The sequence below is a fragment of the Xylanibacter rodentium genome, assembly GCF_013166575.1.
In the GTDB taxonomy this organism is placed as follows: domain Bacteria; phylum Bacteroidota; class Bacteroidia; order Bacteroidales; family Bacteroidaceae; genus Prevotella; species Prevotella rodentium.
Map to the genome: position 1 here is coordinate 1 of NZ_JABKKE010000008.1, position 18,564 is coordinate 18,564.

Annotated in this window: 14 protein-coding genes; 5 read left to right on the forward strand and 9 right to left on the reverse strand. The window is 50.2% G+C overall.

Going from position 1 to position 18,564, the window contains the following annotated elements:
* Positions 1 to 294: 294 nt before the first annotated feature.
* Positions 295 to 1,440 (reverse strand): OmpA family protein, encoded by a 1,146-nt coding sequence (locus HPS55_RS05990; protein WP_172174779.1) that lies wholly within the window; start codon positions 1,438 to 1,440, stop codon positions 295 to 297.
* Between the two features lie 212 nt (positions 1,441 to 1,652).
* Here HPS55_RS05990 and HPS55_RS05995 point away from each other — a divergent pair, with 212 nt between their 5' ends.
* Genes HPS55_RS05995 through HPS55_RS06005 form a run of 3 tightly spaced genes read left to right on the forward strand, consistent with a single transcriptional unit; the run spans position 1,653 to position 6,381 of the window.
* Complete coding sequence (locus HPS55_RS05995) at positions 1,653 to 2,798, forward strand: N-acetyltransferase (RefSeq protein WP_172174776.1); 1,146 nt, start codon at positions 1,653 to 1,655, stop codon at positions 2,796 to 2,798.
* A 38-nt stretch (positions 2,799 to 2,836) separates the two neighbouring features.
* Positions 2,837 to 4,795 (forward strand): DNA topoisomerase IV subunit B, encoded by a 1,959-nt coding sequence (locus HPS55_RS06000; protein ID WP_172174773.1) that lies wholly within the window; start codon positions 2,837 to 2,839, stop codon positions 4,793 to 4,795.
* A 50-nt stretch (positions 4,796 to 4,845) separates the two neighbouring features.
* Positions 4,846 to 6,381, forward strand: coding sequence for a S41 family peptidase (locus tag HPS55_RS06005; protein ID WP_410543859.1), 1,536 nt, complete (start codon positions 4,846 to 4,848; stop codon positions 6,379 to 6,381).
* Between the two features lie 143 nt (positions 6,382 to 6,524).
* Here HPS55_RS06005 and ybeY read toward each other — a convergent pair whose 3' ends face one another.
* The 3 genes from ybeY to ruvB form a co-directional block, all read right to left on the reverse strand.
* Entirely contained in the window at positions 6,525 to 6,935 is a 411-nt protein-coding gene (gene ybeY, locus HPS55_RS06010) for an rRNA maturation RNase YbeY (RefSeq protein WP_172174767.1), read from the reverse strand.
* A gap of 45 nt (positions 6,936 to 6,980) precedes the next feature.
* Positions 6,981 to 7,427, reverse strand: coding sequence for a pantetheine-phosphate adenylyltransferase (gene coaD / locus HPS55_RS06015; protein ID WP_172174764.1), 447 nt, complete (start codon positions 7,425 to 7,427; stop codon positions 6,981 to 6,983).
* An 89-nt stretch (positions 7,428 to 7,516) separates the two neighbouring features.
* Positions 7,517 to 8,548 (reverse strand): Holliday junction branch migration DNA helicase RuvB, encoded by a 1,032-nt coding sequence (gene ruvB / locus HPS55_RS06020; protein WP_172174761.1) that lies wholly within the window; start codon positions 8,546 to 8,548, stop codon positions 7,517 to 7,519.
* A gap of 258 nt (positions 8,549 to 8,806) precedes the next feature.
* On the opposite strand from ruvB, the gene upp reads away from it, so the two are divergent.
* Both upp and HPS55_RS06030 read left to right on the forward strand, forming a co-directional pair.
* Positions 8,807 to 9,466 carry a uracil phosphoribosyltransferase gene (upp, locus tag HPS55_RS06025; protein WP_172174758.1) on the forward strand — a complete coding sequence of 220 codons (660 nt, stop codon included), beginning with the start codon at positions 8,807 to 8,809 and terminating at the stop codon, positions 9,464 to 9,466.
* A gap of 33 nt (positions 9,467 to 9,499) precedes the next feature.
* Complete coding sequence (locus HPS55_RS06030) at positions 9,500 to 12,220, forward strand: LamG-like jellyroll fold domain-containing protein (RefSeq protein WP_172174755.1); 2,721 nt, start codon at positions 9,500 to 9,502, stop codon at positions 12,218 to 12,220.
* 126 nt (positions 12,221 to 12,346) lie between these two features.
* Here the strand turns inward: HPS55_RS06030 and HPS55_RS06035 are convergent, their stop codons facing one another.
* From HPS55_RS06035 to HPS55_RS06055, 5 genes are all read right to left on the reverse strand, one after another.
* Positions 12,347 to 14,005: a flotillin family protein gene (locus HPS55_RS06035; RefSeq protein WP_172324751.1), complete on the reverse strand. Its 1,659-nt coding sequence runs from the start codon at positions 14,003 to 14,005 to the stop codon at positions 12,347 to 12,349.
* A gap of 31 nt (positions 14,006 to 14,036) precedes the next feature.
* A complete protein-coding gene (locus HPS55_RS06040; protein ID WP_172174749.1) occupies positions 14,037 to 14,555 on the reverse strand; it encodes an NfeD family protein in 519 nt (172 codons plus the stop codon).
* A 201-nt stretch (positions 14,556 to 14,756) separates the two neighbouring features.
* Positions 14,757 to 15,821: a 2-oxoacid:ferredoxin oxidoreductase subunit beta gene (locus tag HPS55_RS06045; protein WP_172174746.1), complete on the reverse strand. Its 1,065-nt coding sequence runs from the start codon at positions 15,819 to 15,821 to the stop codon at positions 14,757 to 14,759.
* Positions 15,822 to 15,858: 37 nt separating this feature from the next.
* Positions 15,859 to 16,302: a transposase gene (locus HPS55_RS06050; protein ID WP_216653103.1), complete on the reverse strand. Its 444-nt coding sequence runs from the start codon at positions 16,300 to 16,302 to the stop codon at positions 15,859 to 15,861.
* Between the two features lie 205 nt (positions 16,303 to 16,507).
* Positions 16,508 to 18,358, reverse strand: coding sequence for a 2-oxoacid:acceptor oxidoreductase subunit alpha (locus tag HPS55_RS06055; protein WP_172174743.1), 1,851 nt, complete (start codon positions 18,356 to 18,358; stop codon positions 16,508 to 16,510).
* Positions 18,359 to 18,564: the final 206 nt, after the last annotated feature.

Below are 18,564 nucleotides of genomic sequence, written 5' to 3' on the forward strand. Positions count from 1 at the left end.
GAATATGAATCCCGGGGTGCCGCTACGCTCTGCCCCGGGCTATGTGCTTGTTGCCCCTGCGGGGCGCGTTCTTCCAGGGCACGTTCATCCAAGGCAAGTTCATTCAGGGCGAGTTCTTCCAAGGCGAGTTCTTCCAAGGCGCATCCATCCTATGTCCGGACTATTATGTAGTTTGATTTTGTTGGCTAACTTATACAGAAAGGACCGTATCAAAAGCACAGTCATCCCCTGTTGATGGTATGCGGCTTTTGATGCAGTCCCTTCAGTAATTATCGTCCTGTATGGATTAGAATCCTATTCGTTGACCGTCTCGGTAACAGTTTCGATGACAACTTTCTCTGCCTCACCGTCTACAATGACGCAACGGTTCTTGTCGTTCTCGGCGAACGGCTGCACCTTGTCGCCCTTGCTGTCTGTAATGATACGCGATGCATCGGCACCATAACTGTCTACCAGCTCCTTCTTGTACTGGTCGGCACGCTGCTTGGCATATTTTACGTTAAGTGCCGCATTGCCTGTACCCTTATCGGCATATCCTACCACAGTAACCTTCGCCTCGGGATACTCCTTGAGGAAATCGGCCACACGCTTCATCTGTGCCTTGTTGCCTTCAGCATCAGCCTCGCGAATCTTGTAGAAACGCTCCTCGTGCAGTTTTACAGGCACTTTCTTCTCAACCTTGCGCGTGATAACCTTCGGTTCAGGCTTCGGAGCGGGCTGCTCGACAACCGGTGCCGGCTCCGGAGTCACCACCGGTGCGGGTTCTGCCACATGAACATGCTTCTTTCCATACTTATGACCGAAGCGGAAGCTAACACCGAGCATGGCCGACACCATCCAGTCGTCGCTGTTGTTGTATTTAGAATTGAAACGGTCGTCAAGGCTGCTTGCATTGACCTCGAGCGACACTCCCACTGGCTTTGTCACATTAGTCTCAAGACGCAAACCGGCACGTATATTGTGACTCAGACGCGTATCATCCCATACAAAAGGCATGTTAAGCCCCATGTTCGCATTGGCCATTGCATTGGCATCGTCGTTGCCCCATCCTGTGGTAAGACCCACACCGGCAACGAATATCACATTGAGAAAATGGTCTTTGTCCTTACAAGCCAGATTGGTAAGATTGACGAGAAGGTCAGCATTGGTCGTGATATAGTTCCATTTATAAAAGCCCAAGTCGTTATAACCGCTCTTTGACTCCCATCCGCTGACATGCAGACGCGCACCTACGGCCGGCGTAAAATATCGGCCGAAAGACAATGCTCCGACCGGAGTTATCAACTTGTCCATCTTCGCGTCGGTAAGCGTAATCTGACCACCACCCTGTGCTTCAATGAAATTGTAAGACTTCAAGGTTTCCTTGTCGCTGTCCTGTGCCATCGCAGCACCGGATGCCATCATGCAGAAGACTGCAGCCAAGAATGATTTTCTGTACATTTGTTCTTAGTTTTAAAATAATTATATAATTTGATAAAGAATGCTATTTTGTTTACAAAAGTAAACTAAGTTATTGAAAAAACCAAATTTTCTTTCTTCTTTTTGATTTTTAGCGCTATCTTTGCATAAAGAAAGCGCCATACCGGTTGATAAAAAAGCATTTACGGCATCAATGGTATGGCCGTTTTTATAACAAATAAAAACAGACAATAATGTCATCAGTAGAAATAAAGAGAGTTACGGACAAAAAAGGACTTGAAGCCTTCATCCAATTTCATTATGACTTGTACAGAGGCAATCCTTACGATGCTCCCAACTTGCACTTCGACGAGGTGAACACACTGAGCAAGGACAAGAACGCAGCGTTCGACTTCTGCGAAGCCGAATATTTCCTGGCCTATAGGGACGGCAAAACGGTAGGCCGTGTGGCCGCCATCATCAACAACAAGGCCAACGCACGCTGGAACCGCAAGAGCGTGAGATTCGGATGGATAGACTTCGTGGACGACATCGAGGTTTCAACGGCACTGCTCAAGGCCGTGGAGAACTGGGGCCGCGAACATGGAATGACAGAAATTGTAGGCCCGCTGGGATTCACCGACATGGACCCGGAAGGCATGCTGATATACGGCTACGAGGAACTTGGAACACAGGCCACGGCATACAACTACCCTTACTATCCCAAACACATGGAAGAGATGGGAGGATGGAGAAAAGACAACGATTATGTAGAGTACAAACTTTATGTGCCCGAAAAAGTTCCGGAGAAATATCAGAAGATAGCCGAGATGATAACCAAACGCTACAACCTGCACGTGAAGAAACTGACAAAGCGGGAGGTAAAGAAAGAGGGGTACGGCCAGAAGATATTCGACGTGATAAACGGCACCTTCGGCAATCTGTACGGATATTCCGAACTCAGCCAGCGACAGATAGACCAGTACGTGAAGATGTATCTGAAAATGGCCGACCTCAATCTGGTAACACTCATCGAAGACCGCAACGCCGACAACAAGGTGGTTGGCGTGGGCATAACAATACCTTCATTGACACGGGCTCTGCAAAAATGCCGCAACGGACGGCTGTGGCCTTTCGGATGGTGGCATGTGGCAAGGGCACTGTTTTTCCACAAGACCGACGTAGTGGACCTGCTGCTCATTGGAATACTGCCCGAGTACCGTTCAAAGGGTGCCAATGCCCTGCTCTTCTCCGATCTGATACCGTGGTATCAGAAGTACGGATTCAAATGGGGGGAGACGCATGTGGAAATGGAAACCAACGAAAAGGTGCAAAGCCAGTGGCAATATCTGGAACGGGAATGCCACAAGCGCAGAAGATGCTATGTGAAAGAACTGTAATTCCTTAATTAGCAGCTGACTCCTGATATAAAAAAGACATGAACGAGAACGAAATATTCACACAACAACCTGCCGTAGAATACACCGACGACAACATCCGTCATCTGTCGGACATGGAGCATGTGCGCACACGTCCGGGAATGTACATCGGACGTTTGGGCGACGGCCAACTGCCGGAAGACGGTATATACGTTCTGCTGAAAGAAGTGGTAGACAACTCTATCGACGAATTCAAGATGCACGCCGGCAACCGCATTGAGATAGACGTAACGGACAACATGCGTGTCTCGGTACGCGACTACGGACGAGGCATACCTCAGGGCAAACTTATCGAAGCCGTCAGTGTGCTCAACACCGGCGGAAAATACGACTCGAAGGCTTTCAAGAAGAGCGTAGGACTGAACGGTGTGGGCGTCAAGGCCGTCAATGCCCTCAGCGCGCATTTTGAAGTGCGCTCGTATCGCGACGGCAAGGTGCGCACCGCAAAGTTTGAGCGCGGTATTCTGCAAAGCGACGTCACGGAAGACTCTGCCGACGAAAACGGCACATACATTTATTTCGAACCCGATGACACGCTGTTTCTCAACTATTCGTTCCACAACGACATTGTCGAGACAATGCTGCGCAACTACACCTATCTGAATACGGGTCTGGCCATAATGTACAACGGCAGGCGAATCCTGAGCCGCAACGGACTCAAGGACTTGCTCAACGACACGATGACCAACGACGGAATCTACCCCATCATACACCTCAAGGGCGAGGATATCGAGATTGCTTTCACACACACCGGCCAGTATGGCGAGGAATACCACTCTTTCGTCAACGGCCAGCATACGACACAGGGAGGAACACACCAAAGTGCCTTCAAAGAGCATATAGCCAAGACCATAAAGGAATTCTACGGCAAGAACATGGAATATACGGACATACGCAACGGACTCGTAGGCGCGATAGCCGTCAACGTAGAGGAACCCATGTTCGAGAGCCAGACCAAGATAAAGCTCGGCTCGCTCACGATGGAACCGGGCGGAGGCGTGAGCATCAACAAGTATGTGGGCGATTTCATAAAGAACGAGGTTGACAACTTCCTGCACAAGCATGCCGATGTGGCTGAAGTGATGCTGCAAAAGATACAGGAAAGCGAAAAGGAACGCAAGGCCATTTCCGGAGTGACCAAACTGGCACGGGAACGGGCAAAGAAGGCCAATCTGCACAACCGCAAGCTGCGTGACTGCCGCATACACTTCAGCGACGTAAAGAACGAGCGCAAGGAAGAAAGTTCGATATTCATCACTGAGGGTGACTCGGCCAGCGGAAGCATCACCAAGAGTCGCGACGTCAACACTCAGGCGGTATTCTCGCTGCGCGGAAAACCGCTCAACTCATTCGGACTGACAAAGAAAGTGGTATACGAGAATGAGGAGTTCAACCTGTTGCAGGCAGCACTCGACATCGAAGACGGACTCGACACGCTGCGCTACAACAAGGTAATCGTGGCCACAGATGCCGATGTCGACGGCATGCACATCCGCCTGTTAATCATTACGTTCTTCCTGCAGTTCTTCCCCGATCTCATCAAGAAAGGACACGTCTATGTGTTGCAGACACCGCTGTTCCGCGTGCGCAACCGCCGTACAAAAATCAAGAACAAGCAGGTTCTGGCCGGAATCGCCGCAAAGTCCGAACGCAAGAAAAGCGATTTTGTCACCCGCTATTGCTACAGCGAGGACGAACGGCTCAAAGCCATCAACGAGCTTGGCCCCGACCCGGAGATAACACGATTCAAAGGTCTCGGCGAGATTTCGCCCGATGAGTTCGCCAACTTTATCGGCCCGGACATGCGTCTCGAACAGGTGACACTGCACAAGACCGACCAAGTGCAGAAGTTGCTGGCCTACTACATGGGAAAGAATACGCCCGAACGGCAGAACTTCATCATCGACAACCTGGTGATAGAAGAGGACAAGCCTGAGGAAGAAACATATGAAATATAAATACGGATTACAACACTATGAAAAGACTTATATGGGCAGTCATCTGCTGCATGACAATTGGCACGGCACACGCACAATTCAAAATCAACAGCGGTCCTGACAGTCCGCTACGCAAGTTGCAACTGGCGGAAATGGCCATAAACAATCTGTACGTGGACAGTGTCGACGAGAAAAGACTCGTGGAAGACGCCATACGGGGCATGCTCGAGAAACTCGACCCCCACTCTTCGTATCTAACACCCAAGGAGGTGAAAGCCGCCAACGAACCGCTATCGGGCGGATTCGAAGGCATTGGCGTGCAGTTCAACATGATAGAAGACACACTGATGGTGATACAGCCGGTAGTGAACGGACCTTCGGAAAAAGCAGGCATCGTGGCCGGCGACCGCATTGTGAGTGTCAACGACACTGCCATAGCCGGTGTAAAAATGTCACGCGAAGACATAATGAAACGATTGCGGGGACCTAAAAACACAAAGGTAAAGTTAGGTGTGATACGCAGCGGCATCAAGGACAGGCTGACATTCAACGTGACACGCGACAAGATTCCGGTGAAGACAATAGATGCAGTGTACATGATACGCCCCGAAGTGGGATACATACGCATAGGCAGTTTCGGCGCCACCACCTACGACGAATTCATGGAAGGGATGAAGAAACTTGACGGACAGGGTATGAAAAAGCTCGTGCTCGACCTTCAGGAAAACGGAGGAGGATACCTTCAGGCGGCCGTACAGGTGGCCAACGAGTTTCTCAGGAACAACGACATGATCGTATATACAGACGGACGGCAGGCACCACGTATGGAATATCGGGCCAAGGGCAACGGCTCGTTTACCGACGGACAGGTTGTAGTACTTGTCGACAGCTATACAGCTTCGGCTGCCGAGATTGTAACCGGAGCAATACAGGACCAGGACCGCGGTACCGTTGTCGGGCGCAGAACATACGGCAAAGGTCTCGTCCAGCGCCCGTTGGACCTGCCCGACGGTTCGATGATACGCCTTACAACAGCCCATTACTACACGCCGACAGGCCGATGTATACAGAAGCCGTATACCAAAGGCGGCGGCAAGGACTATGCCATGGATATGATTAACCGCCTGAAGAGCGGAGAACTGACCAATGCCGACAGTGTTCACTTTGCCGACTCGCTGAAATATTACACTCTGCGGGAACACCGCACTGTATACGGTGGAGGCGGAATAATGCCCGATCACTTTGTGCCGCTCGACACGACAAAGTATACGAAACTGCATAGGGAACTGGCAGCACGCAACATCATCATCAATGCGAACCTGCGATACATCGACACCCACCGCAAGGAGCTCCGCAATACTTACAAGTCATTTGCCGATTTCAAAGAGAGATTCGAGATACCCCAGGATGTCATCGACGGCATAATGAAAGAAGGAGAAAAACAGAAGATTAAACCAAAGGATGACGAAGAGCTCAACAAGACAACACCCTATCTCAAACTACAGATGAAAGCACTCGTAGCCCGCGATCTGTGGGATATGACCGAATATTTCGCCATCATCAACGAGACCAATGACATAGTGCTGAAAGCACTTGAAATACTGTAATTTAGAATTGAAAATGGAGAATTATAATTGAGAATGGAGAATGGAAAATTATGATTTGCTGCATAAATACCGACAGTACGGTGTCTGAACCAAAAGGCCTTGCAGCAAATCATAATTCTCCATTCTCCATTTTCAATTCTAAATTATAAAAGTTCCAGCGCTTTGTTCTCGGCTGCCTCCATCTTCTCACGCTCGCCCGGCCCCTTGTCATTTATGCCGCAAAGATGAAGTATGCCGTGTATTATCACTCGGTGCAGCTCCTCCTCGTAACTTTTACCGAACTGTGAGGCATTGGTACGCACGGTATCGAGACTTATCACCAGATCACCGCTTATAACATCGCCCTCGTCGTAGTCGAAAGTGATTATGTCCGTGTAATAGTCGTGTCCGAGATACTCACGGTTCACCTCGAGTATCTTCTCGTCATCCACAAACATATATCCAATCTCACCCACACGCCGGCCGTACGAGGCTGCCACAGCCTTGATCCACGCTGTGGTGTCGCGCCGTTTTATCTTAGGCATCTTTACGCCTTCTGCATTATATGTTATCATAAAACTGTTTCTTACTTTCCCAAACAATATATTCTTATACCACAATCATCGTTTCACCGGCAAGAACTCATCGACACTACGCCCGAAGTGTATCAGTTCGCGGACCATACTCGAACTCACGCTCTCATACTGTGGCGCAGCAAACAGCAGCACAGTCTCTACACCACCGATACGACGGTTGATATCAGCCTGCTCACGCTCATATTCAAAATCACGCATGCTCCGCACACCCTTTATGATGAATCCGGCATGCTCACGACGGGCAAAGTCTACGGTGAGGTCGCTATAAGTACGCACCTCCACACGCGGCTCGGCAGCATACAGAGACGCTATAGCCTCTACACGCCGGCCGGCAGTCTGCATGCAAACCTTACGCTCATTCACGCCCACTCCTATCACAATACGGTCGAAAAGCGGCAACGCACGCCTCACAATATCGGCATGCCCCACTGTAAACGGGTCGAAACTTCCTGTGAATATTCCTGTCTTCATTGTTCCATTCCGCTCATTCACCCCTCCCATGTAAAGGAGAAGGAGTGAAGGAGCCATTATATATAGGATGTTTTACTACTTCCGCCATATTACTCGAACAGTCCCGGCTGCATGATGTTGCCCGTGTACGGGTTGCGCCCGAAGTGACGGTATGCCAGCTCCGTAACCATACGTCCGCGCGGCGTGCGCTTGATGAATCCCTCCATGATGAGGAACGGCTCGTACACCTCTTCCACAGTACCCGTATCCTCACCAATGGCAGTGGCTATGGTAGATATGCCCACCGGACCTCCACGGAACTTGTCCATTATCGTTACGAGAATCTTATTGTCTATCTCGTCAAGACCGTAACGGTCTATATTGAGAGCCGTCAGGCCCACACGCGTAATGTCGGTATCTATGCGGCCCGTACCTTTCACTTGCGCAAAGTCGCGCACACGGCGCAGCAATGCATTGGCTATACGAGGGGTGCCGCGGCTGCGGCGGGCTATCTCAAAAGCGGCATCATCGTCTATCGGCACTTGCATTATGCCGGCAGAACGCTTCAATATACGCTGAAGCGTCTCCGGCTCATAGTACTCCAGATGCAGATTGATTCCGAAGCGGGCACGTAGCGGAGCTGTAAGCATGCCTCCGCGAGTTGTCGCACCAACGAGCGTAAACGGGTTAAGATCTATCTGTATAGAGCGCGCCGACGGTCCCTTGTCTATCATGATGTCGATACGATAGTCCTCCATGGCCGAATAGAGATATTCTTCGACCACAGGCGACAGACGGTGTATCTCGTCGATGAAAAGCACATCATTTGGCTCAAGCGATGTAAGTATACCGGCCAGATCACCAGGCTTGTCAAGCACCGGTCCGCTCGTAATCTTGAAACCAACCCCCAACTCATTGGCAATGATATTGCTCAGCGTAGTCTTTCCCAGTCCGGGAGGACCGTGCAGCAGTGTATGGTCAAGCGGTTCACCACGATATTTGGCGGCCTCGACAAACACTTCAAGATTCTCCACCACCTTCTGCTGACCGCTGAAGTCACCGAAACGCAACGGTCTGAGAGCATTCTCAAAGTCGCGTTCGGCCGACACCCTTTCCTGCCTTATATCAAAATCTTCGTTCATCAATCGTTCTCTATGTCATTAGTCATCGGTATGCCGACAGACATCCGGTTGCAAAGTTAGCATTTTATTTGCAATTCACCCACCACAATGCCCACAAAAACAATCACCGTCCGAGCCTTATATTATGACCCGGACTACAATAAGTCATACGGCATCAATACCGGTAAGATTCACACGAAGTGCATTTTTAAGAAGGAAACATACATAGTGACGATTTTTTTGTGTAAGTTTGCAAAATAAATACAAACCCGAAACAATATGAAGATTATAAATTTCAGTGAGACAGATTCCGTCATCAACAGATATCTGGCGGAAATACGCGACGCAGACTATCAGAAAAACCGTCTGCTATTCCGCAACAACATAACACGCATAGGCGAAATGATGGCATATGAAATGAGCAAGACGCTGACCTACGAAGAGCGCGAAGTGACTACCCCCTTGGGCACGGCACGCATCCGTCTGCCGCAGGACAGTATCGTGCTGAGCACCATCTTCCGTGCCGGACTGCCCCTGCACGCAGGATTCCTGAATGTGTTCGACCATGCCGACAACGGTTTTGTAAGCGCATACCGCAAGTATACCGACGAAGCCCATACGGAGGTGGGCATAGAGGTGGAATATCTGGCCACACCGAATCTTGACGGCAAGACACTCATAATTGCCGACCCCATGCTGGCAACCGGCGGCTCGATAGAGATGGGCTACCGTGCTTTCCTGACCAAAGGTATGCCGCACCGCGTCGACATAGCCTGTGTGCTGGCCACACCCGAAGGACTGGAACACGTGAAGAAGACCATGCCCGACGACATTACCACCGTATGGTGTGCCGCCATAGACGAACGTCTCAACGAGCACAAGTACATCATCCCAGGTTTGGGTGATGCCGGTGACCTGTGCTTCGGAGAGAAATTGTGACAAGCATTTCATCATAAATATTTCTTTCACATCATGAAACATTTACTATTAGCTACACTCATTACCATTCCGTTTCCCGGCGAAAGTCGTGGAGACATTGCATGCGCACAACGCATACCTCATGCCTCGATGATGATGCGTGGAGGCACTTACAACGCTACGCCCGTACCGTTCAGAACCGATACCGACATAAACCTGTGCAAAGTGCCGGAAGCCCCGATACTCTGGGGTTTGGATACGGCATGGGACAGCGAAGACAATGTGACTCGTGGCACCAACCATATCGGTACCGGCGTGATGCGCATAGGACGCGTATCGTTTCAGCCGAGCGACCTTGTCGATGACAACGGCAACCTGTCAGCGGCACAGCAGACGGCGTTGCAGTCGAGGCTAAACCATATAAGAATAAGCGGCGTGCGCGATGTCATTCTGAACTGCGACCACGAAGCACTTAATTCTTCCAACTATTATGCCAAACCGGAAGAATGGTATAAAGTGATAAAAGCCAGTGTGAAGTATATCCGTACAAAAGGTTTCAACGTTATTACGGTATCACCGTTCAACGAGCCCGACTACACACCATGGGGCGAGGGAACCAAGGCGCATTTTCGCTCGATAGCCAAGAAGATAGCCGAAGATGCCGAGCTTCAGGGCATCAGAATATCTGCCGGAAACACTCTCAACTGTGACCAAGCTCTGTCATGGTACAACTATATGAAACCTTACGTGACAGAAGGCAATACCCACCAACTGGCAGGCGGATTTGATACATATGCCGCCTTCTGGCAGCAGGTTCGTGCCGACGGCAACCATGCAACGGCTGACGAACTTCACAATGTAGGCGAAGCGTTTATCGGTGCCCACTACGGCATGCAGTCCGGAGTATGGTGGGGATGGGACGGTGCAGCACGCGGAAAATACTGCAAGGCCTCGTTTGCCGGCAAAGAAATAGGTTATGCGGAAAACCGGAGCGCATGGACGGCTGCCACCGTATACAAGTGCGGGGACGGACGTATAGATGCTTTTGTCGGATCATCGGAACGACAGGCCACAACCTCGGCGTTCGACTTTACCGCTACCGACCGGCCGGTCTATTACGACGGTTACGGTCCTGTGTACAACTATACCATGACTATACCCGGAGGAACAGGTTATCAGACAGGGCAGACCAATGCGGAGCGCCTGATACAGATAAACAAGGGCGAGGACGTGCCTTTGGATAACCTTGCCAACGGAACGTTTGTGATAATGAACAAGAACTCAGGCAAGTGCCTCGGATTCTACAATGGAGCCAAAGGCGAGGCCCTGAACATCACACAGATGGCATACAGTTCGTCGAGTGCCTCCACCCACCAGCAATGGATTGTAGAACCGGTGTCGGAAAGGGTTGGCGGTGACTACAGCTACTTCTTATTGCGCAACGTACGCAACACCGCACAGGTGATGGATGTGAAAGACTGGAGTACATCTGCCGGCGGAGAGATAATAGGTTACTCGGGCAGCGGAGGCACCAATGAGCAATGGTTTGCAGAATATGCCGGTGAGGGTAATTGGTATCTGCGTTCGCGGCACAGCGGATTATATCTTGAAATAAGGAACTCCTCAACCATCAGAAATGCCTATCTACAGCAGGCTGCCTTTACCGGAACTCCCAACCAACAGTGGCGCTTTATGCCCGTCAAAGCCCAACTGGAGTCTGACGCTCCTACGGCACCCAAGAACTTGAGAGCAACGCCACTGTCCGCATCAGTAAAACTGGAGTGGGATGCCAATGGCGAAACCGACATAGAGGCTTACTGCGTGCTACGGTCCGTGGCAGGAACGGAACTCACAAACAGCGATTCGTGGGATATGATAGGACGCATGATTGCCGGAACGGAATTTGTAGACAACAGCGCCGTGGCAGGTGTGCAGTATGTATATAAATTAAAGGCTGTGGACAAGAGTCGCAATATGTCGGAAGCATCGGCAACCGTGACTGCGGGTCATGGCGGCAGCAGGCAAAAGACTGCACTTGTAGCACACTACGTCTTCGACGAATCGACAAACGACATTACCGAGAATGTATTTGATGCCGTCGTGGAAGGAACGCACACATACAATACGATTGAAAATCAAGAGAAAACCGGATGTATCGCTCTTGGCGGAACAGCCTATCTTATGTTGCCGCCGGCAGCCACACACCATTCCGACATGACGGTGAGCACATGGGTCAATGTGACCGGCACAAGGACCTGGCAACGTATTTTCGATTTCGGAAACAGTATGGATCAATATTTCTTCCTCACTCCCAACAATGGCTCAGGAATGAGCGTTGTCATGAAAAACGGAGGTGAGGAGCAACGATTGACAACTGCAACTCTTCAGGACGGATGGCACCACGTAGCTGTCACGCTGTCTCCGGATGCAGTGACATTGTATATCGACGGCGAACAAGCCGCAACAACTGCTGACATAACAATACGTCCTATCGACTTCATGCCTGTGCGCTGCTATATCGGCCGCAGTCAGTTTGCCGCCGACCCGTTATTGACGGGCAGCATCGCCGATTTGCGCATATACAACAGCGCGCTTACCCCGGCAGATATAAAGAACATTATGGACGGTGGGGAGCCTACAGCAATACATTCAGTAAAAGACAATTCCGCATCTGCACGACAGGACCGCACCTATACCATTGGCGGACAGGCCGTGAACAACGGCAAGCACACCAAAGGTGTATATATAATAAACGGTAAAAAAGTGATAGAATAGAGACACTACCTATCAGCAATACATTGCGGACCATTACCTAATTATTACAAAGAAATTACGGAATCACACAGATTATTCCCCATTGGGAAATACATGTAATTCCGTAATTTCTTATATAGACCTTTCTTATTTCTTCTCCTCGTTCTTGCCTTCCTTGTCTTCAGGCTTGATGATGTTCTTCACCGTCTCTCCAATGGGCAGCTTGTCGAGCACGCCGAGACTTGGTGCCACGGTTTTGACAAGGTTGTTGAGGAAGTTGCCGGTTGTGCTCTGTCCACTGTCGAATACAGTAACATTGCCCAACTGTATCTTCTCGAACGCCTTTACCTGCTCTCCGGCAATCTGCTTCCACTGGTCCACCATCTTGTATTGGATGGCTATCGACGGGTTGAGCTCGGCAGCCTTAACCATTGCCTCAAATCCCTCGGCCTCGGCCAACAACGACATTTTCTTACCCTCGGCCTCGGCCTCCAGTTTCATACGTATGGCCTTGGCCTCGGCCTCAGCCTGGGCCAGAGTGGCCTTTGCACGGGCGTCGGCCTCGCGCGTCACTTTCTCGGCTACGGCATCAGCCTGAAGAATGGCCTCCTGCTTGGCTATCTCGGCAGGCACAATCTTCTCGGCCTTCAACGATGACTCCACCTTGCGTGCCTTGGCTTCTTCAACCTCTTTCTGGGCCTGCTCCCGGGCTGTCTGGATAGCAGCCTCCGAACGTGCTGCGGCCTCTCCTGCCTCACGGTCGGCATTGGCTTGTGTCACCTGCAACTCGGCATCAGAACGGGCAATGTCCTTCTGTGCCTCGTTACGTCCTACGGCTGCCTTTTTGGCGGCATCGGCCTTCTTTATCTCCATGTCGGAGTTAAGTTCGGCCACACGGCTTTCCTTGTCGGTGTTGGCTTTCTCTATATTGATATTCTTCTCGGCCTCAGCCTTGGCTACCTGAGCCTCTTTCTCGGCATTGGCCTGGGCCACCTGAGAGATACGGTCACGGTCGGCCTGAGCCACCGAAATCTCCTGATCCTTGAGAGTCTCGGCAATGGCAATCTCCTGCTCTTTTTTAGTAGCGGCGATGGCCACTTCCTGGTCCTTGCGTGTCTCGGCCACCTTGGTCTCACGTTCACGTATCTGATTCGCTATCTTTATGGCACCCAGTTTCTCCTGCTCCTCAATGTTGGCCTGAGCCTCGTTCTGAGCTTTGCTCTCGGCCTCCTTACCTAAGTTTACGATATAGTTGGCGGCATCGCGGATGTCACTGATGTTGATGTTCATCAGATAGAGACCGAACTTGCTTAATTCGGTATCGATGTTGTCCTTGACTTTCGAGAGGAACTTGTCTCGGTCCGAGTTGAGTTCCTCAATTGTCATGTCGGCAATCACCAGACGCATCTGTCCGTAAACCACATCTGTGATGAGGTTCTGCTTGTCCTCGAATCCGAGCCCTAGCATACGCTCTGCAGCGTTCTGCATAACGGCCGGATCGGTTGATATCGCCACAGTGATAGTTGTGGGCACGTCTACGCGTATGTTCTGCGCCGAAATGGCTCCGGTCAGCTTGCAGTCTATCTGCATCGGTTTCATCGACAGAAACTCGTAACCTTGGACTATAGGCCATACAAAGGCTGCTCCTCCGTGAAACAGCTTGGCTGATTTCACACCACCGGTCTTTCCGTATACAACCAGTACCTCATCACTCTTGCACTTACGATAGCGCGAAAGAATACCCACAATAGTGAGCACTACAACGGCCACACCTATTGCAGCCATTATAAAAAAACTTTGATCCATAATTATTAACTTGATTGGTTAGTAAAAAAAGTCACTTCACATAATATTTGTTGTCTTCATGGCGTACCACGGTGATTCTCTCACCGGTCTTGTAGCCGCAATATTGAGACTCAGACACTACGTCGAGTTCACGTATGGCACCGTTATGTGTTATCTGGATGATGTAACGCCCGTCGCCCATATTGTTGTATACCGTCCCGTAACGGCCTACCAAGGCTTTGGGGTCCTCGGTCTGCGTCTCTTTCTGCAACCGCAAAACCAGCACATACATCCTCCACAAGACAAAAACAAACACCAAGCCTGTCACCACCGCCACAAGAATGTTCTTCAACGTTGCCTCGCCGCCTCGGAGAACCATCATCCATCCGAAGCCTATCCCGAAATGAACAAGCCCCTTGAATGACACTAGACTGCTTACATCGGTATCTGCCGTGGCATCACCGTCTATGTCCACATCTATATCACCAAAGAATATGGACAATATGAACTGGACAACGAATACACCCGTTGAAACAATGGCTATAAGCCAGAATACTTGCGACTGTTCCATGATTTATCATTGATTGTTTCCACAAAAGTAAAGAAAAGAATTAATATATACAACTTTTTACTGACATTTTTGTATTAAAATACGGGAAAAACTAACGAAATGCCACTTATATATGCCCTTTAACAAGAAAAAAGCCCCATAATCCCGCAGTATGGGCCACGAGATTATGGAGTAAAGTCGGTTTTGTATATCAAGCAAATTTCATTTCACTTCCCACGTATCGTTTGTCATGAGAAGTTCCTCAAAGCAGTGGTACTTTTTCATCTGCTTTACTTCTTCTATCTGTGCTGTGACGGCATCGTCGTAGGTAGGCGCATCAACATCGCGTATAACTCCGAGAGCTACAGGAAAACCTTTCTCCGGGTCCATCATTGCCAGTTTGAGCTGAAGCGTATTGTCCTCGGCATGGGCGTCGTGTACAAGCACGTCGTCCATAGTATAACCGTCCTTGCCTATCTCGACCACTTTCAGACCGAAACCCTGCTGGACAAGACCGTACTCATTGTTCTCACCGAACACGAGCGGCTCACCGTGACGCACGTAAATGGCATTCTTCTTGCGCCCGTCCTTTGTATATACAGATTCATAACATCCATTGTTGAAGATGACACAGTTCTGCAATATCTCACATACCGAAGCTCCCTTGTGCCGGTATGCCGCTTTGAGCACGTCTACCGTTGCGGGGGCATCAGTGGCCACGGCACGTGCAAAGAAGTGGCCACGCGCACCGAAACAAAGTTCGGCCGGACAAAACGGGTCCTCGACAGTGCCGTAAGGGCTCGACTTCGATACGAACCCGCGCGGACTCGTAGGCGAATACTGTCCCTTGGTGAGTCCATAGATGCGGTTGTTGAGCAGAATCATGTTAAGGTCGATATTGCGACGCATGGCATGTATGAAGTGGTTGCCGCCAATGGCAAGTCCGTCTCCGTCTCCACTTATCTGCCACACGGTAAGATCGGGATTGGCAACCTTTACGCCTGTGGCTATCGCAGCTGCACGACCATGTATGGTCTGCATGGCGTATGTATTGACGTAATATGGCAGACGGCTTGAGCATCCGATTCCCGAAATGACAGCCATGTTGTGCGGAGCCACACCAACTTCTGCCATCGCTTTGTGGAGCGATGCCAGGAAGAAATGGTCACCACAGCCCGGACACCAACGGGGCTGGCCTTTTTTATAGTCGGATACGGAGAAGCTTTCCTCGGTCACTGCTACAGGAGACGTGCCGGCAGGTATATTGTTGATGTTATTTGTTTCCATAACTATCTTGCTTTTTTATTATTTAAATTTACCAGTATTATTTACTTGTAGGGACATATTCTTGTATTTGTCCGTTCTCACAATTCTTGATAATCATATTTATGTCATCAGCATCGGCATCACATTTCATATTCAGTTTATCCTTGTTCCATCTCTCAGGATTCAGATATATGTATTCATTTATCTTGTCGTATGATTTCTGATTCCGAACGATATGATCATAATATCTGTTTTGCCATAACTGTCCGTCAAATCGAGGCCAACCTTTTTCCTTTACGCCATGAATATATTCTACTGTCGTACGGCTTTTCAGGTAACGCATCATTTGAGGCAGTCCCATTCCGCCATCTGCCATTATACAAATCAGACAGTGCAAGTGATTAGGCATTATTACCATGCTTGTAAGTTCTGCATACTGATTGTTTGAGAACATAACGTCAAGAACATTACGCACCATCAGTCCTGCAGCATTAAGTTCCATTTATCCATCTTTCACACATCCAAACAAATCATCTCTGTTTTTCGTCACTATCGTAACAAAATAACATCCCGGTTTTGAGTAGTCATATCCTTTTAATCTGATACTCTTACGCTGCGGATTAACGTCAGATTGATTCATTTATGATATAGTGTTACGGACAGATACAAGAATTTGTCCCTACAAGTTCTTAGTAACTGATTCTACACTACTTCTTGGCTAACGAGGCCAGCGCCTTCACCAGTTCGCTCACCACGAACGGCTGTCCCTTAACCTCATTGTACTGTTCGGGCACAAAACCGTCAACGTTGGCGCGCAACCACGCAGCCAACTGACCGAGGTTCTGCTCAGCCACCACCACCTTGCGGTATCTGCGGAGCACCTCAACTGTGTTTCTTGGCAACGGATTGATATACTTGAATTGCGCCAACGCAACCTTGTGACCGTCGGCACGAAGTTCTTCCATGGCCGAATAAAGATGACCATAAGTGCTGCCGAATCCCACTATAAGCAGGTCGGCATCGTCACGGTCGCCGTCTACTTCAAGGTCAGGAACCGGAATACGAGCCACCTTGTCTGCACGCAGACGGCACATGATGTCATGATTTTCAGGATTGGTGCTGATGGCGCCCGTACGGCCGTCCTTTTCCAGTCCGCCGAGGATATGAGTATAACCCTCCTGTCCCGGCACAGCCCAATAGCGGGCGCCCGTCTCAGGGTCACGCTCATAAGGCGTGTAGTTGCCTTTCTGCTCCTCCACGACACGATGCGGACGTATGGCGGGCAGTTCCTCCATCATTGGCAACCGCCATGCCGCCGAGCCATTGGCAATGAAAGCATCGGTGAGCAGAATTACCGGTGTGAGATGCTCTACGGCAATCTTTGCGGCCGAATACACAGCATCAAAACAGTCGGTAGGACTCGTGGCGGCTATCACCGGGATGGGACTCTCGCCATTACGGCCATAAAGAGCCTGCAGCAGGTCGGTCTGTTCGCTTTTGGTAGGCAGACCCGTAGACGGACCGCCGCGCTGCACGTCGATTATGACCAGCGGAAGTTCGTCGATGACAGCCAGGTTGATAGCCTCAGACTTCAGACAGATGCCCGGACCCGATGTCGACGTGGCGGCCAACGCTCCGGCAAACGATGCTCCGATGGCACTGGCACAGCCCGATATCTCGTCCTCACACTGCACTGTCTTTACACCGCACGACTTGTGCTTGGCCAGCTCGTGAAGTATGTCAGTGGCCGGAGTAATGGGATAAGAACCGAGGAAAAGCTGCATGCCCGCCTTCTCGGCAGCGGCAATCAGTCCGTAGGCAGTGGCCTTGTTGCCCGTGATATCCATATATCGGCCGGGCACTTTATCCTTCGACTCTATACGATAGGTTGCAGGTACACCGGCATGCACGTTATGACCATAGTCATATCCGGCCTGAACAACCTTGATATTGTTCTCGGCTATCTGAGGCTTCTTGGCAAATTTATCACGCAGATAGTTGTTGACAAGCTCAAGGTCGCGGTTGAACAGCCAGCACACCAGTCCCAAAGCAAACATATTTCGGCACTTCAGAACCGACTTGTTGTCCATTCCCGAGCCGGCCAGACAGTCCTTGACCATAGTTGTGAGCGGACAAGCCACCACACGGTCAAGATCGATGCCCATCTCGCCGAGATAGTCGTCAGTGCCGAACTGTGCCTTCTCCAAGTCTTTTGCCCCGAAACTGTCGGTGTCGATGATTATCGTGGCCTGCGGCTTGGCAAACCTGTATTGTGTCTTCAGCGCCGCGGCATTCATCGCCACAAGCACATCACATAGATCACCCGGCGTATAGACGCGACCCGCACCGATATGCACCTGGAATCCAGACACACCCGTAAGCGAACCTTGCGGGGCGCGTATGTCCGCCGGATAGTCCGGAAACGTGGATATGCCGTTGCCCACGGTGGCCGACACCGTGGAAAAGATGTTACCGGCCAACTGCATTCCGTCGCCGGAATCGCCGGAGAAGCGAACCACAACCTGGTCAAGCTCCTTCACTTCCAATTTTTCTGCCATATTCTACAAATATTGTAATTTGATTTTTTACACCATCGAACATGCGTAACGCACATTTGCCAACCTAAACGAGACATAGATATAAAAGTCCGTCCGGGAATACCTCAGGCGTTACGGACTGCAAATCTCGCAAAATTTATTGAAATAACAAAATGTTTTGCAACAAAATAGAACTTTGGACAAATATCCGCATCATGCACCGTTTG

What these genes read in the sequence shown, in the direction of transcription:
- ruvB (WP_172174761.1), bottom strand. Translation starts at nt 8,548, where the DNA reads ATGAACGAAGATTTTGATATAAGGCAGGAAAGGGTGTCGGCCGAACGC.
- HPS55_RS06050 (WP_216653103.1), bottom strand. Translation starts at nt 16,302, where the DNA reads ATGGAACTTAATGCTGCAGGACTGATGGTGCGTAATGTTCTTGACGTT.
- HPS55_RS06045 (WP_172174746.1), bottom strand. Translation starts at nt 15,821, where the DNA reads ATGGAAACAAATAACATCAACAATATACCTGCCGGCACGTCTCCTGTA.
- HPS55_RS05995 (WP_172174776.1), top strand. Translation starts at nt 1,653, where the DNA reads ATGTCATCAGTAGAAATAAAGAGAGTTACGGACAAAAAAGGACTTGAA.
- upp (WP_172174758.1), top strand. Translation starts at nt 8,807, where the DNA reads ATGAAGATTATAAATTTCAGTGAGACAGATTCCGTCATCAACAGATAT.
- HPS55_RS06005 (WP_410543859.1), top strand. Translation starts at nt 4,846, where the DNA reads ATGACAATTGGCACGGCACACGCACAATTCAAAATCAACAGCGGTCCT.
- HPS55_RS06030 (WP_172174755.1), top strand. Translation starts at nt 9,500, where the DNA reads ATGAAACATTTACTATTAGCTACACTCATTACCATTCCGTTTCCCGGC.
- HPS55_RS06055 (WP_172174743.1), bottom strand. Translation starts at nt 18,358, where the DNA reads ATGGCAGAAAAATTGGAAGTGAAGGAGCTTGACCAGGTTGTGGTTCGC.
- HPS55_RS06040 (WP_172174749.1), bottom strand. Translation starts at nt 14,555, where the DNA reads ATGGAACAGTCGCAAGTATTCTGGCTTATAGCCATTGTTTCAACGGGT.
- coaD (WP_172174764.1), bottom strand. Translation starts at nt 7,427, where the DNA reads ATGAAGACAGGAATATTCACAGGAAGTTTCGACCCGTTTACAGTGGGG.
- HPS55_RS05990 (WP_172174779.1), bottom strand. Translation starts at nt 1,440, where the DNA reads ATGTACAGAAAATCATTCTTGGCTGCAGTCTTCTGCATGATGGCATCC.
- ybeY (WP_172174767.1), bottom strand. Translation starts at nt 6,935, where the DNA reads ATGATAACATATAATGCAGAAGGCGTAAAGATGCCTAAGATAAAACGG.
- HPS55_RS06035 (WP_172324751.1), bottom strand. Translation starts at nt 14,005, where the DNA reads ATGGATCAAAGTTTTTTTATAATGGCTGCAATAGGTGTGGCCGTTGTA.
- HPS55_RS06000 (WP_172174773.1), top strand. Translation starts at nt 2,837, where the DNA reads ATGAACGAGAACGAAATATTCACACAACAACCTGCCGTAGAATACACC.